We start from the raw sequence: 13,376 nt of genomic DNA on the forward strand, positions 1-13,376 counted from the left end.
CGGACGTCGAATCCAGTGAAACGCCTGCCGCGTGCGCCGGAACAACGGGCTGGCCCGCCTCGAACAAATGACAGGTGCACCTCGCGGGCGCGAACGTGCAATCCACTTCAGCGCGGGCTGAACAGCGCGCGCCGTTCCAACGAAATCTGAAGCCGCCATCCGTATCCTCAGGCGAAGGATGCAACCAACAGGGGCGGTAGGGGTGGCACGACGAGCAACGCAGGGAGCACTTCTGGCCGGCCTGGTGCTGGCCGGTACCGCGCAGGCGCAGCAGGCGCCATCACCCGTATCGGTGGTGCCCGAACCCGGGCAGACCGTCGCCGCACCGCCGGAGTCTGTCGTGACCCCCGAAGGCACGCCCGCGCAGGGCAACGTCACCACCCTCGGCGAAGTGCGCGCGCTGAAGCCTGAAGACGATCAGCCACTGGATCTGTACCGCTTCAGGAACCCGGTGAAGATCGAGAACAACCGCTTCAGCCGCAACTGGAGTGAACCGCCGACGCCCGAGCAGGTAAGCATGGCCGGCGGCTACGTGATGATGGGCGTGGTCAAGGGCTTGCTGGCGGCGGGCAAGGGCTTGAACAAGATCACCGGGGGGCCGGATCAGATCCAGTCCGCCATCGCACGGCCACCGCCGGAACTGAGCGCGGAACAGCAGCGTCGCGCGCTGCAGTTCTGTGCGCAGCAGGAGGGTTGCGGTGGTGCACCGCCGCTGAAGTGAGCGAAGGATGGGGGGAAGCTATGCCGTACGGGCAACGCCAGGCGGCCGCCGTTCCAGCCACCACAGCAGCGACGCACACAGCACGAAGGCCAGCCACCATGGCCAGCGTGATCCCGGCACGGGCTGTGTCGCCTGTGCCTTGACCGGTGCGGAGGTGGCCAGGGCCTGCGCCGTCGCATCGATCATTCCCTGCCGGTGCAGCGCCGCTGCATCCGTCCTGTCGAACACATAGCGCCAGTAGGAGCGTTCGCCCTGCTGCAGCCGGTGCCAACCGGCCTCGCGTGGCCACCAGCCGGCGCAGCGTGCGCTGCCGGTGCCGCCGTCCACGATCAGCGCCACCGACGCGCCCCGTGCATCGAACACCTGCAACGGCGCCTGCACATCGCACAGGGCCTGTCGTTCCCCGGCCCACGCAATCGGCTGCGGCGACCACGGCGCCGTGCTGCCGCCCTGCGCGCGCGCCAGGGTGCCGACCACGTCGCTCCACAGCTCGCCATGGCGATCGTCGCGGCCGGCCAGCACCCAGCGCCACGTGTCGGTCAGCGGCAGCAGGCCGATGCGACCCTTGCCGGCATCGCGCCAGCCTCCGATGGCAGCGCCGCTGCGGTCGTGCAGCAGTGCGGTGGTGGCAGGCACCTGCAGCGCAAGCTGTTCCAAGGTGGGCAGCGCGGCGGCATGCGAATCACGATCAGCCTCTTCGCCATCGCGAGTAGGCAGCGTGCCGGACGCCAGCGGACCGCGTCGGGCTGCCAGCATCGCGCTGTCACCATCGCCGGGCAGCGTGACGCTGCGGCTGGCGCCATCGCCCTGCATGGGCAGGCCGAGCTCGCGCAGGCGTTGCCGCGCTCCGGCCGATGGCACGCCAGCACTGCGGACCAGCACACCCAGGCCCTCGTGCATGGCCTGGCGCACCGCTGCGAGCTGGCCACTCCCCAGCGTGGCCAGGCTGCGCTCGTCCAGCAGCAGCAGGTCGGTGCGCGCCAACGATGCCGCGTCCAGACCGACCTGACCTGCGCTGATGCTGAGGCCGGCGCCGGTGTCGGCCTGCATCTGCACGTCGATGCCGGCATCGGTGGCCCAGCGTCGCAGGTATTTCAGTTCGGGTCCCGGCGTGCCGGCGCGGATCTGCAGGCGGACCCGTGTGGCCGGCAGGGTCTGCTGGGGTACCGGAACGGTATCGACGACATGGCCTTCGCCATCCAGCAGGCGCAGGCGGAACACGCTGCGGCCTTCGGCACGGGCCACGCCACTCAGTCGCACCCGTCCGTCCTCGCCCAGCGGGGCACGATCGATCACCGTGTCAGCCGGGTCCAGCAGCTCAGCCTGCGCACGGGGGACGCCGCGGGCCTGCGCCTGCACGTCGAAGCGCGCGCCAGGGGCGACATCCGCGGGCAGCTGCAGCGCGGTCCAGCCGCGAGGGACGGGCGGTGCCTGCCAATGGACCTGCGCGGGCAGCGTGGCGTCGCGGTCGCGTGCCTCCAGGCCGGCGCCGACCAGGGTCAGCCGCGTCGAGGGATGCTGGCGCAGCGCCGTCGCCAGGTCCGGCACACGCTTCGCACCCGGCACCTGGGCGGCTTCGGGCAACAGGAGGAGCGGTCCCTCGCTTGCCGGCTGCGCGCTGGCCCTTCCGGCATCGGCACCCAGCACCACCAGGCCCGCAGCGGGCTGCTGCCGTGCGGGCGGCAGCAGGCATGCGTACAGCAGTGCAGCGGCGATGACCTGCAGGCCGAGCACGGCTAACAGCGGGCCACGCGGTCGCACCGGTGCGCGCAGCTGGCGCGCGCTGGCGACGAGTACGATCAGCACCAGGACGAGCGCGACCCACAGAGCCGGTGCCGACAGATTCATGGCTGCGCCTCCAGTGCATCCAGGTATCGCTGCCCCATCGCATCGGCCGCGCTGCGGCGTGTGGCCTGCGGCACGGGGCGCTGCAGCGCCCTCCACAGCTGTGACCGCAGGCGCTGCCGGCAGTCGGCACAGCCTGGCTCGATGCGCAACTGTTCGATGGCGGCCGCCAGGTCGAGCGCGTCGGGCAGGTAGATCGCATTGCGCTGCTGCCAGCCCGCCAGCGCGTCCAGATCCGGCGTGCCGTCGCCGTCGCCCAGTCGCTGCCAGGCCTCGACGATGGCCGGGTCCGGTGCCGTGCGTGCCGTCAGTGGTAGCTGTCGGCTGGCCAGCCCGGCGCGGTCACCGCCCAGGCGCCGGCCCTCATCGATGGGCGGCAGTTCCGGGCCGACGCGGGCCAGGTAGATGCGTTCGGCCTGCTGGACCTGCTTGATGAATCCCAGTGCCTTGTAGGCGTACGGCAGCGCCTGCTCCGGGCGTCCCTGGCGCAGCTCGCCTTCGGAGGCCCACATCTGGTCGAGTGCCGCTTTCAACGTCGCGCGGGTCTGCGGATCGAGCAGGGTCGCCGCCTCGGCGTGGTCGTGCGTGTGGCCATACTCGGTCAGCACGTCCGTGGCGCTGCCGAACACCGGTGGCGTCTCGGCGTTGCCTGCGTTGCCGCCGTGGTCGTGGCCATGCGCGTCGTGGTCGCCGGCCTGCGGCTGCGCCGCGTGGTCGTGATCATGGTCGTGATCGTCGTCATGATCGTCTGCGGGAGGGGTGTCACTGGTCGGCAGGTCGCTGGTTGGCGGCGGCTTCGGTGCGCCTTCGCTCTCTTCGCCAAGGAACTGGCCGTAGCGCAGGCGCAGGATGCGCTGGTCGACGCCGATGGCGTCGCTGCGCTTGACGAAGTCATCGGCGGCCAGGCTGCGCCGCTGGCGGATCAACGCCTCCGCATCGAGGATGATCTGCCGTTGGCTGCGGAAGTAGGCCGGCAGGGTCTTCTTGATGCGGCCTTCCAGCTCGGCGCCCAGCACCGCCTCGCTGCTGGGCAGGCGCAGGATCACGCTGCTGCTGCGGCCGGTCTGGGGTGTCGGGGCATGGTTGTCGCGCACTTCCAGCTGGGCGATCACATCGTTGCCGGGCTGCGCTCCCAGTGCGCCCAGATCCAGCGTGTGAGCGAACCGTCGCGCCGTTGCTTCGCCACTGCCGGTGAGCGTCACGCTGCGCTGGACGAAGGTGATGTTCTCGCCGCTGCCCTGGGTGAGGGTGATCGACAGGCGGGCCTGCGTGGCCACGCCGTGATCGTCGCTGGCCTCGAAGCGCAGTGCCCACTGGCGCTGCCCGGGCGTGCCCAGTACCAGGCTGGCAGCGGGCTCCAGCACGCGTACGGTCGGGGCACGGTCCGCCACCACGTCCAGGCGGTACAGGCGTGTCGTGGCCAGTGCCGGTTCGCTGACCAGGCGGTACAGCACCGGTGCACGGGCCACATCCTGCGCCTGCCAGTGGCCGTCGCGCTCGCTCAGCGGCACGCGCCGGCCATCGTGGAACTGCAGCCATGCGCTGCGAGGCGCACGATCAAAGCGCAGCGACCAGGACAAGCGGCTGTCGGCGGCGACCTTGGCATCGAGTGCGTTCTGGTTACGGGGTGGTTGACCCGTATAGGCCGGAGCCTCGATGCGCAGGCGGGTGGACTGCAGCTGCAACGGGCCCGCAACTGCCGGGGCAGCGGGGCGCGACGAGGACACGCCCGGCATGGACGGACCGGACCGTGGCCAGCCCAACGCAAGCAGTGCGACGGCGATCCCTCCGACCCAGCACAGCAGCAACGCGCCGCGCGGCCAGCGCGGACGCAGTTCCGGCATGGCGCGTTCGAGCGCGGCCTGCACGTGTGCGCGCTGGCGCTGCTGCAGCGGATTGAGTGCGGCAGGATCGGCGAACAGCAGGTCGGCGCTGTCTTCGCTGGCCCCGCTGCCGTCAAGCCGGCGCTGCACCCAGCGGCGATCCAAGCGGCGGGCACGGACCGTGGCCAGCACCGTGCAGGCGAGCAGAGTGGCCGTCGCAACGATGCAGGCGATATCGAAACCGCCCAGGCGCAGTGCAAGCGTGGTCGCGGCCAGCGCCCACGGCAGTCCCAGCAGCAGAGTGATGGCGCCGCTGCGGCGCCGTGCGCGCTGCCAGGCGCGTTGCAGCATCGTCATGCCGGTAGCCTCCGCCGCGCGTTGCTGGCCATCCAGCGCTCCAGTGCAAACAACAGCACGATGGCCAGCAGCAGCCAGGCGGTGGGCTCACGCACGGCAGGCGTGGCAGCCGGCAGGGCGACCTGGCGCGGTGCGTGATCCTGCGCATCGCCTGAGCGCGGCGGTGGCGCGGGTTGCAACGCCTGCAGCAGGGTGTGCGGCAGGCGGGCATCGCGCAACGCGGCATTGCCTGCGGCGTTCCATTCGCCGGGCAGGAACAGCAGGCGGCCGTGGCCAACGCGCTGCTGCCACAGCAGCGTGGCGCCTTCGGCGTCGCGCAGCAGCGGGCGTGCATCCGCTGCCGGCCGGGCGGCGGTCAGCACGCTGCCACCGTCCTGCAGCCATGCCTGCCAGTGAGCGGGCAGCGCATCGGCGCGGCTCCAGACACCGACTTCACCCGAAGCGGGCAGCGCATCCGCAGGCAAGGCGGGCGCGGGTGATCGGGTGCCCCATGCGCGCTGCAGCGCAGCCAGCCAGCGCTGTGCCGCGGCCGGGGCATCAGCGTGCATGCGCAGTTGCGGCAGCGGGGTGGGCGCGGCCGTTGCGGCGGTCGCACGGGGATGTGTCTGCCATTGCACCGCCCGCGAGAGCTGCAGGCGCATGCCGTCGAGGCCGGGCAGCGGATCGGGCACGTGCACGGTCAGCGCGGTGCCGGTCGGCAGCTGCGCATCCAGTTCGCGCAGCAGGCTGGGCAGGGCCACATCCGTGGCCGGTGGTGGCTGGTCGATGGTGGGGAATCCGGGCGCAAGCCAGCGCCAGTTGTCGTCGTCGGCAGGAGCGCCGGCATGCAGCGCGGTCGCATCCAGACCGGGTGCGACGACCGTCCATGCGCCGGTAGCCGGCGCCGGTCCGGTCAATGCCGGCCGCGCCAGCAGCACGGCCAGCGCGGCAAGCAGCAGCAACCGCACCAGCAGCAGCGGCCAGTCATCGAAGCGGACGCGCTGGCGCGGGCGGATCCGTGCACGCAGCCAGCGCAGCGCGGCGAAGTCCAACGGCGTGTAGGGATGGCGACGCGCGAGATGGATCAGCAGCGGCAGCAGCCACGCCGCCAGTGCGGCCAGCCCGAGCGGAAACAGCAGGCTCACGCGCCGCCCCCGCGGCCGAACAGCGCCTGCAGCGGCTGGTCCACCGGTTGATCGAGCCAGCCGGTGGCACTGGCGATGCCACTGGCCTGCAGCCGCAGGTGCAGTGCCGTGTGTGCAGCGGTGAAACGCTGCAGGTAGTCGGCGCGGATCGCCGCGCCATCGCCGAGCAGTTCCTCGCCGGTTTCAGGGTCGCGGAACCGATGGCCGGCATCGAATGGGAAGTCGCGCTCGTCGGCGGTCAGCACCTGCAGCAGCAGTACCTCGCGGCGTGCACTGGCCAGCTGCTCCAGCAGCACGATGCCGGCGTCATCAAAACCATCGCCGATGGCCAGCAGCAGGTCGCCCGGGCGAACGCGCTCCCACAGCGGGCGCAGCGTGTCACGGGCGGGCCAGCCGCCTCGTGGCTGCAGGGCATGCAGTTGCAGGTGCACGCGGTCGCGCTGGCGTGCGCCCTGCGCTGCGGGTACCAGCTGCAGGCCGTCGCCGGTGACGGTCAGCAGGCCGAAATGATCGCCCTGCTGCAGTGCCAGCTCGCAGACACAGGCGGCCAGCATGCGCATGTGATCCAGGCGGCTGCGTGCCGGCGCGCCACGGTCGGACTGGCCGGCCGATGCGGTCGCATCGAGCAGCAGCCACACCGTGATCGGGCTTTCGCGCTCCGACTCGCGCACGAAGAAGCGGTCCGAGCGCGCGTACAGTTTCCAGTCGATCTGGCGCAGTTCATCGCCAGGTTCGTAGGCGCGGTACTGGGCGAATTCCAGGCCGGCGCCACGACTGCGGCTCGCGTGCTGGCCGATGCCGCTCGCGCCGCTGGCCAGACGTGGCCGCAACCGCAGCGCGCGCAGGCGCGCTCGCAGTTCGGGAGGCAGGACCAGCGTGCCAGCACTCACGCGTGGATCACCCGGGGAACGGCACGGCGTGCAGCAGAGCGGCGACCACGTCGTCGGCGCGCTTCTGTTCGGCTTCGGCGGCGAACGACAGCAGCAGGCGGTGGCGCATCACCGGTGCAGCCAGGGCCTGCACGTCCTCGCGGGTGGCGGCGAAGCGGCCCTGCAGCAACGCGCGCGCCTTGGCCGCGAGCACCAGCGATTGCCCGGCGCGTGGTCCCGCACCCCACTTAACCCACTGGTTGATCGCCGCGGGCGCTTCCGGCCCGGGTCGGCTGGCACGCACCAGCCGCGTGATCCAGGCCAGCACATCGGGGCTGACGTGCACCTGGCGCACTGCCGCCTGCAGGGCGATGACCGCAGCGGCGTCCATCACCTTCGGCACCGCCTCGCCGGCACCGCCGGTGGTCTGTTCCAGGATCTGGCGCTCCTCGGCCTCGCTGGGGTAATCGACCAGGACGTGCAGCAGGAAGCGGTCCAGCTGGGCCTCCGGCAGCGGATAGGTACCGGCCTGTTCGATCGGATTCTGCGTGGCCAGCACGAAGAACGGCGCGGGCAGCGCATAGGTGGTGCCGGCATAGCTGACGGTGCGTTCCTGCATGGCTTCCAGCAGCGCGGCCTGGGTCTTGGGCGGCGTGCGGTTGAGCTCATCCGCCAGCAGCAGATTGGTGAAGACCGGCCCCTGCTGGAAGCGGAAGTGACGATGGCCGGTGCCGTGGTCTTCCTCCAGCAGCTCGGTACCCAGAATGTCGCTGGGCATCAGGTCCGGCGTGAACTGCACGCGTCGGAACTGCAGCTCCAGCGCCTGCCCCAGCGAACGCACCAGCAGGGTCTTGCCCAGGCCGGGCGCGCCTTCCAGCAGGCAGTGGCCGCCGGCCAGCAGTCCGATCAGCAGCTGCTCGACCACCGTGTGCTGGCCGACCACGGCACGGGCCAGGGCGGCGCGCAGATCGTGCAGGCGCGGCAGCAGGGAATCGAGATCAGGGCGGGTCATGGGGGCTCTCACTCAATTGTTCAATGCGTACATCACGATGTTGACGCCGAAGCGCGTGTTGTCCTCGGCCAGGAAGCGCTTGTTGCGCCAGTCGTAATCCCACTCGCAGCCATAATCCTTGTTGCTGTACAGCACGCCCAGGCGGCCATCGACCTCGATGCCCTTCAGATAGTCGTGCACCAGATCGTCGCCCCAGCCGTTCAGCTCGAAGCTGGTGGCCGGTGGTCCATCGGGGAAGCGGAAGAAGCTGCGGTACAGCGCGTGGCTGTTGGGCAGCTTCTGCAGCGCCCTGGGCCCGAACAGGCGGCCCATCTGCGCCTCGAAGGAGGTTGCGAACAGGCCATCGATGTCATGGTTGCAGTCATCGACGAAGACGAAGCCCCCGTTGCGCACGTAGCGCACGAAGTTCTGCCGCTCGGCGGCGTTGAATTCCACCAGCGTGTGCCCGGCCAGGTAGCAGAAGGGGGCTTCCAGCATGCGTGGGTCGGCCAGTGCCACCACGTGTTCCTGCGGGTCCACGCGCAGCGAGGTGTAGTCGATCAGCGAAGTGATCAGGTTGGACGGCATGCGCGCGTCCACGTCCCAGTCGCCCGAGTCGTACTGCAGGCGGGTGAACCAGAAGTCGTAGCGCGAACTGCGCGGGCCTGCCTGTGCCCAGGCCGGAAGCGCGGCCGCCGAAGCGGCAGCAGCCAACCAGCGCAGGCAGGCCCGGCGATCCATCAGACGGCGTCGGACAACGAGGTGAAGGTGAAATCGCGCAGCTTCATCGGCGGGATCATCATCACGAAGCTCGACTCGTCGCCGGCCACGCGCACCGGCTTGCCCAGCTCTTCGATGTTGTTGAGCATGATCACCGGCGATTCGTTGAAGCGGAAGTTCTTCACCGGGTGCTTGATCTGGCCGTTCTCGATGTAGAAGGTGCCGTCACGGGTCAGGCCGGTCAGCAGCACGGTCTGCGGATCGACCATGCGGATGTACCAGGTGCGGGTGACCAGGATGCCCTTCTGGGTGCCACGCACCAGCTCGGCGGTGCTCTTCTCGCCGCCGCTCATCAGCAGGTTGCCCGGCGTGGCCTTGGCGGTCTTGCCCTGCTTCTGCGCCCAGAAGCGCGAGTAGTCCAGGCTGGCCACCTTGCCGTTCTGGATGATGGCCAGGCGCTCGCGCGGCATGCCCTCGTTGTCCCACGGCAGCACCGGCGCTTCCGGGTGCCACGGATCGGCATACATGTTCACGCGTGGGTCGTAGACCTGCTCACCGAGCTTGTTGCCGCCGCCCTTCTTCGACAGGAAGCTGCGGCCTTCGTCGGCCGAGCGCGCACTGAAGAAATTCATCATGAAGCTGATCAGGCCTGCGGCCGCGGCCGGCTCCAGGATGACTGTGTACTTGCCCGGCTCCAGCGCCTTGGCTTCGGCCGATTCGGTGGCCTTGCGCATGGCGATGCGGACATCCTGGTCGGCCTTGAAGTCCGCCGCGTCCTTCAGGTTGCGGCCGACCCAGCCCGATCCGCGGCCGTCCTCGGTACGCACGGTGCAGGTGTAGTCGAAGTTGGTGGTGCGCTGGTAACCGAAGTTGCCGTTGCTGTTGGCAGTGGCGTAGAAGCCCTGGCCATCTTCAAGGAAGCCTGCGGCAATCAGTCCGTTGCCACGGCAGGGCGCGATCGAATCGGCGGCCACCTTGGCGCGGAATGCCGGATCGATGGCGGCGGTGGACTCGCTGAAGGTCGGGCTCGGCCGGTAGGTCTGCTTGCCGATGGCGGGCATGAACTCCGGGTTCTCCGGTGCCAGGCGGGCCAGATCCTCGGCGCGGCGCACCACGCGTTCCAGTGCGGCGTCGTCGAACTCGTTGATCGAGGCGGTGCCCACTCGCTTGCCGAAGGCCACGGTAACGGCAAGCTCGGTGTTGTCCACGATGCCGCTGGTGGAAACGTTGTTCAGGGCGAAACGGATGTTGCCGGCGATCGATCCCGCCAGCACGGCGGTGCATTCATCGGCCTTGGACAGGGCGATGACCTTGTCGAGGATGGCCTTGGCCTGGGCTTCGGTGAAGATACTCATGGTGTAAGGGCTCCTGACCGGTCAGCCGAGGCTGCGTGCGGTGTTGATGACATTGATGCCGTTGAAGCGTGCGGTCGACGAGCCGTGCGAAACCGCCGAGACCTGGCCCGGCTGGCCCTTGCCGTCGAAGAACGAGCCGCCCAGGCGGTAATCGCGTTCGTCGGCCACGGCGGTGCAGGCGTTCCAGAACTCCGGCGTGCGGATCTGGTAGGCCACGTCCTCCAGCATGCGGGTGATCTGGCCGTTCTTGATCTCGTAGAACAGCTGGCCGCCGAACTGGGCGTTGTAGCGCTGCTGGTCGATCGAGAACGAGCCGTCGCCGATGATGTAGATGCCGTTCTCCACGTCCTTGATCAGGTCCGGCACGCTCAGCGGCGTCTTTCCCGGTGCCATCGACACGTTGGCCATGCGCTGGAACTGCACGCTGGACCACGAGTCGGCATAGCAGCAGCCATCGGACTCGGTCTTGCCGAGGATGTGGGCCTGGTCGCGGATGGTCTGGTAGTCGACCAGCTTGCCGTTGCTGATCAGGTCCCAGCGCTTGCACTTCACGCCTTCATCGTCGTACGCGACCGCGCCGAGGCTGCCCGGCTGGGTCTTGTCGGCGAACACGTTCACCAGCTCGCTGCCGTACTGGAAGCGCTGCTCGCGCTTGTCCAGGGTGGCGAAGCTGGTGCCGGCGTAGTTGGCCTCGTAGCCGAGCACGCGGTCCAGCTCCAGCGGATGGCCGATCGACTCGTGGATGGTCAGCCAGGTGTGCGACGGGTCCAGTACCAGGTCGTACTTGCCCGGCTTCACCGACGGCGCCTTCAGTTTCTCCTGCGCCTGCTTGGCGGCCGCGATGGCGTCCTCCTTCATGTCGTAGGAGGAGCTGTAGTTGACCACGCCGTTGGGGCTGACGACCTTGCCGGCGGCGGCGCCGTCCAGATACTCGTAACCCAGGCCCATCGGCGCAGACAGGCCTTCGCGGGTGCGGAACTTGCCACTGGTCTTGTCGATGGCGGTGACGGTCATCGGTGCCCAGATGCGGTGCACGTCCTGGTCGATGTAGGAGCCATCGGTGGATGCGAAGTACTTCTGTTCATTGACCAGGAACAGCATCGAATTGACGAAGCTGGCACCGGCGCCGATCGCTGCGGCATTGACGTCCAGCAGCAGGTCGACCTTCTCCTTGATCGGCACCTCCATCGCATTCTTGCGGATCGGCGTGCGCCAGCTGACCTCGCCCACGCCGGGCGTGCTGGCCAGCTGCACCGGCGCGCTCTGCACGCCTGCGTTGGCCTTGGCGATGGCCGCAGCCTGCTGGGCGGCCCTGGCCACGTCGGCAGTACCCAATGCGTTGGTGGCGGCGAAGCCCCAGGCACCGTTGACGATCACGCGGATGCCCACACCGGTGGACTCGGTGTTCACCACGTTCTGCACCTTGTCTTCGCGGGTGATCACGAACTGCCGCAGATAGCGGCCGATGCGCACGTCGCAGTAGGTGGCGCCGGCACTGCGGGCGGCCTGCAGGGCAGCATCGGCCAGGCGCTTCTTCAGCGCGGGGTCAAGGCTGGACTGCAGCTGCTCGGCGGCGATCACTTTGCCGAAGAAGGACGGCACGATCAGGCCGCCCGCGGTAAGCCCGGTCAGGGCCAGGAAGTCACGTCTGTGCAAGGCTGCTCTCCATGAACGATGGGGTGGCTCAAGCGCCGAGACTGCGCGCGGTGTTGATGATGTTGATGCCGTTGAAGCGGGTGGTGGACGAACCGTGCGACACCGCCGAGACCTGGCCCGGCTGGCCCTTGCCGTCGAAGAACGAGCCGCCAAGGCGGAAGTCGCGTTCGTCGCAGATGGCCGTACAGGCGTTCCAGAACTCCGGCGTGCGGATCTGGTAGGCCGCGTCCTCGACCATGCCGGCGATCTTTCCGTCCTTGATCTGGTAGTACAGCTGGCCGCCGAACTGCGCGTTGTAGCGCTGCTGGTCGATGGAATAGGAACCACGGCCGTGGATGTAGATGCCGTTCTCCACGTCCTTGATCATGTCCTCCACGCTCAGTGACTGCTTGCCTGGCGCCAGTGAGACATTGGCCATGCGCTGGAACTGCACGCTGGACCAGGAATCGGCGTAGCTGCAGCCATGCGACGCATCGCGGCCGAGGATGTGTGCCTCATCGCGCGTGGCCTGGTAATCGACCAGGATGCCGTCGCGGACCAGGTCCCAGCGCAGCGTCTTGACGCCCTCGTCGTCATAGCCGACGGCACCGAGGCTGCCCGGTTGGGTCTTGTCGGCAAAGAAGTTGACGATGTCGCTGCCCCAGCGGAAGCCAGCATCGCGCTTGTCCAGGGTGGCGAAGCTGGTGCCGGCGTAGTTGGCCTCGTAGCCCAGCACGCGGTCCAGCTCCAACGGATGGCCGACGTTCTCGTGGATGGTCAGGAACAGGTTGGAGGGATCCAGTACCAGATCGTACTTGCCGGGCTTCACCGACGGCGCCTTCAGCTTCTCGCGCGCATGCCGCGCCGCTGCGATCGCATCTTCAACCGGATCGTAGGAGTCGCGGTAGGCGGTGATGCCGCCGGGCAGCTGCACCTTGCCGCGCGCGTCGCCATCGAGGAACTCGTAGCCCATGCCCATCGGCGAGGACAGACCGGCGCGGGTACGGAACTTGCCGGTGGCCTTGTCGATGGCGGTGGCCGTGAAGGGCAGCCAGATGCGATGGATGTCCTGATCGATGAACGAGCCGTCGCTGGAGGCGAAGTACTTCTGTTCGTTGACCAGGAACAGGGTGGAATTGATGTAGTCGGCACCGGCGTTCATCGCCGCCGCATTCAGGCTCAGCAGCAGGTCGACCTTGTCCTGGATCGGCACCGCCATCGCGTTCTTGCGGATCGGGGTCTTCCAGCTCACATCGCCGACGCCGGTGACCGGTGCCAGCTGCACCGGCCGGCTCTGCAGGGGGGCGTTGGCGCGTGCGATGGCGGCGGCCTGCCCGACGGCGGCCAGGACCGCGGCGGGGGTCTGCTCGCGGGTGGCGGCGAAGCCCCATGCACCGTTGACGATGACCCGGATGCCGATGCCGGACGACTCGCTGTTGGTGACGTTCTGCACCCGCGCCTCGCGGGTGATCACGGCCTGGTTGAGGTAGCGGCCGATGCGCACGTCACAGTAGGTCGCCCCGGCCCGCTTGGCAGCGGCCAGCGCGGCCTCGGCCAGCACCTTCCTGCGGGCCACGTCGCCCGGTTCGAGCAGCTGCTCGGCGGCGATCAGCCGCGCGTGCGGCAGCAGCAGGCCGGCCATGCCCAGACCGGATAAAGCCAGGAACTCACGTCGTTGCACAGCGCTCTCTCTCACTCGCGTGCGGCCGGCAACGGGCCAAGCCGATCACGTCAACTGCTCGACTTTCGCCAGCGGAGGGCAATCAGCACAAGTGACTGCAGTCATGGGTGGGGCGCGGCAGGGCTTGCCGCCCTGCACCTGCTGGAATCACCGTCAACGTCAAACGCGGGCATTCCGTGGGATGGCGGGGTGGGTCCGGTTGCGGGGGACGGCGTGAATACGTCCCTGTAGCCTCGGTCGCGCCATCCATGGCGC

At 69.0% G+C, this 13,376-nt stretch carries 10 protein-coding genes; 1 reads left to right on the forward strand and 9 read right to left on the reverse strand.

Annotated elements, in window-relative coordinates:
- The first annotated feature begins 178 nt into the window (after positions 1 to 178).
- Positions 179 to 721, forward strand: a complete 543-nt coding sequence (locus ABE543_RS08735) for a hypothetical protein (RefSeq protein ID WP_263176719.1) — start codon at positions 179 to 181, stop codon at positions 719 to 721.
- Between the two features lie 18 nt (positions 722 to 739).
- Here the strand turns inward: ABE543_RS08735 and ABE543_RS08740 are convergent, their stop codons facing one another.
- Genes ABE543_RS08740 through ABE543_RS08780 form a run of 9 tightly spaced genes read right to left on the reverse strand, consistent with a single transcriptional unit; the run spans position 740 to position 13,121 of the window.
- Entirely contained in the window at positions 740 to 2,569 is a 1,830-nt protein-coding gene (locus ABE543_RS08740) for a hypothetical protein (RefSeq protein WP_346475592.1), read from the reverse strand.
- Positions 2,566 to 4,746 (reverse strand): hypothetical protein, encoded by a 2,181-nt coding sequence (locus ABE543_RS08745; protein ID WP_346475593.1) that lies wholly within the window; start codon positions 4,744 to 4,746, stop codon positions 2,566 to 2,568. The genes ABE543_RS08740 and ABE543_RS08745 overlap by 4 nt, the downstream gene beginning before the upstream one ends.
- Positions 4,743 to 5,870: a BatA domain-containing protein gene (locus tag ABE543_RS08750; protein WP_111187055.1), complete on the reverse strand. Its 1,128-nt coding sequence runs from the start codon at positions 5,868 to 5,870 to the stop codon at positions 4,743 to 4,745. Before ABE543_RS08750 ends, ABE543_RS08745 begins: the two co-directional genes overlap by 4 nt.
- Positions 5,867 to 6,760: a DUF58 domain-containing protein gene (locus ABE543_RS08755; protein WP_065174124.1), complete on the reverse strand. Its 894-nt coding sequence runs from the start codon at positions 6,758 to 6,760 to the stop codon at positions 5,867 to 5,869. Before ABE543_RS08755 ends, ABE543_RS08750 begins: the two co-directional genes overlap by 4 nt.
- 7 nt (positions 6,761 to 6,767) lie before the next feature.
- Positions 6,768 to 7,751 (reverse strand): MoxR family ATPase, encoded by a 984-nt coding sequence (locus tag ABE543_RS08760; protein WP_053515950.1) that lies wholly within the window; start codon positions 7,749 to 7,751, stop codon positions 6,768 to 6,770.
- A gap of 12 nt (positions 7,752 to 7,763) precedes the next feature.
- A complete protein-coding gene (locus ABE543_RS08765) occupies positions 7,764 to 8,471 on the reverse strand; it encodes a DUF4159 domain-containing protein (protein WP_065174125.1) in 708 nt (235 codons plus the stop codon).
- Positions 8,471 to 9,805: a TldD/PmbA family protein gene (locus ABE543_RS08770; protein ID WP_346475594.1), complete on the reverse strand. Its 1,335-nt coding sequence runs from the start codon at positions 9,803 to 9,805 to the stop codon at positions 8,471 to 8,473. Before ABE543_RS08770 ends, ABE543_RS08765 begins: the two co-directional genes overlap by 1 nt.
- A gap of 21 nt (positions 9,806 to 9,826) precedes the next feature.
- Entirely contained in the window at positions 9,827 to 11,461 is a 1,635-nt protein-coding gene (locus ABE543_RS08775) for a TldD/PmbA family protein (protein WP_074902370.1), read from the reverse strand.
- 28 nt (positions 11,462 to 11,489) lie between these two features.
- The gene (locus tag ABE543_RS08780; RefSeq protein WP_277381262.1) at positions 11,490 to 13,121 is read right to left on the reverse strand and encodes a TldD/PmbA family protein; all 1,632 of its coding nucleotides are present in this window, start codon (positions 13,119 to 13,121) and stop codon (positions 11,490 to 11,492) included.
- Positions 13,122 to 13,376: the final 255 nt, after the last annotated feature.

The organism is Stenotrophomonas sp. TWI169 (genome assembly GCF_039674705.1).
In the GTDB taxonomy this organism is placed as follows: Bacteria; Pseudomonadota; Gammaproteobacteria; order Xanthomonadales; family Xanthomonadaceae; genus Stenotrophomonas; species Stenotrophomonas maltophilia_P.

Excerpts from the sequence above, each read along its gene's own strand:
- ABE543_RS08740 (WP_346475592.1), bottom strand. The coding sequence starts at position 2,569 with ATGAATCTGTCGGCACCGGCTCTGTGGGTCGCGCTCGTCCTGGTGCTG.
- ABE543_RS08735 (WP_263176719.1), top strand. The coding sequence starts at position 179 with ATGCAACCAACAGGGGCGGTAGGGGTGGCACGACGAGCAACGCAGGGA.
- ABE543_RS08770 (WP_346475594.1), bottom strand. The coding sequence starts at position 9,805 with ATGAGTATCTTCACCGAAGCCCAGGCCAAGGCCATCCTCGACAAGGTC.
- ABE543_RS08760 (WP_053515950.1), bottom strand. The coding sequence starts at position 7,751 with ATGACCCGCCCTGATCTCGATTCCCTGCTGCCGCGCCTGCACGATCTG.
- ABE543_RS08745 (WP_346475593.1), bottom strand. The coding sequence starts at position 4,746 with ATGACGATGCTGCAACGCGCCTGGCAGCGCGCACGGCGCCGCAGCGGC.
- ABE543_RS08765 (WP_065174125.1), bottom strand. The coding sequence starts at position 8,471 with ATGGATCGCCGGGCCTGCCTGCGCTGGTTGGCTGCTGCCGCTTCGGCG.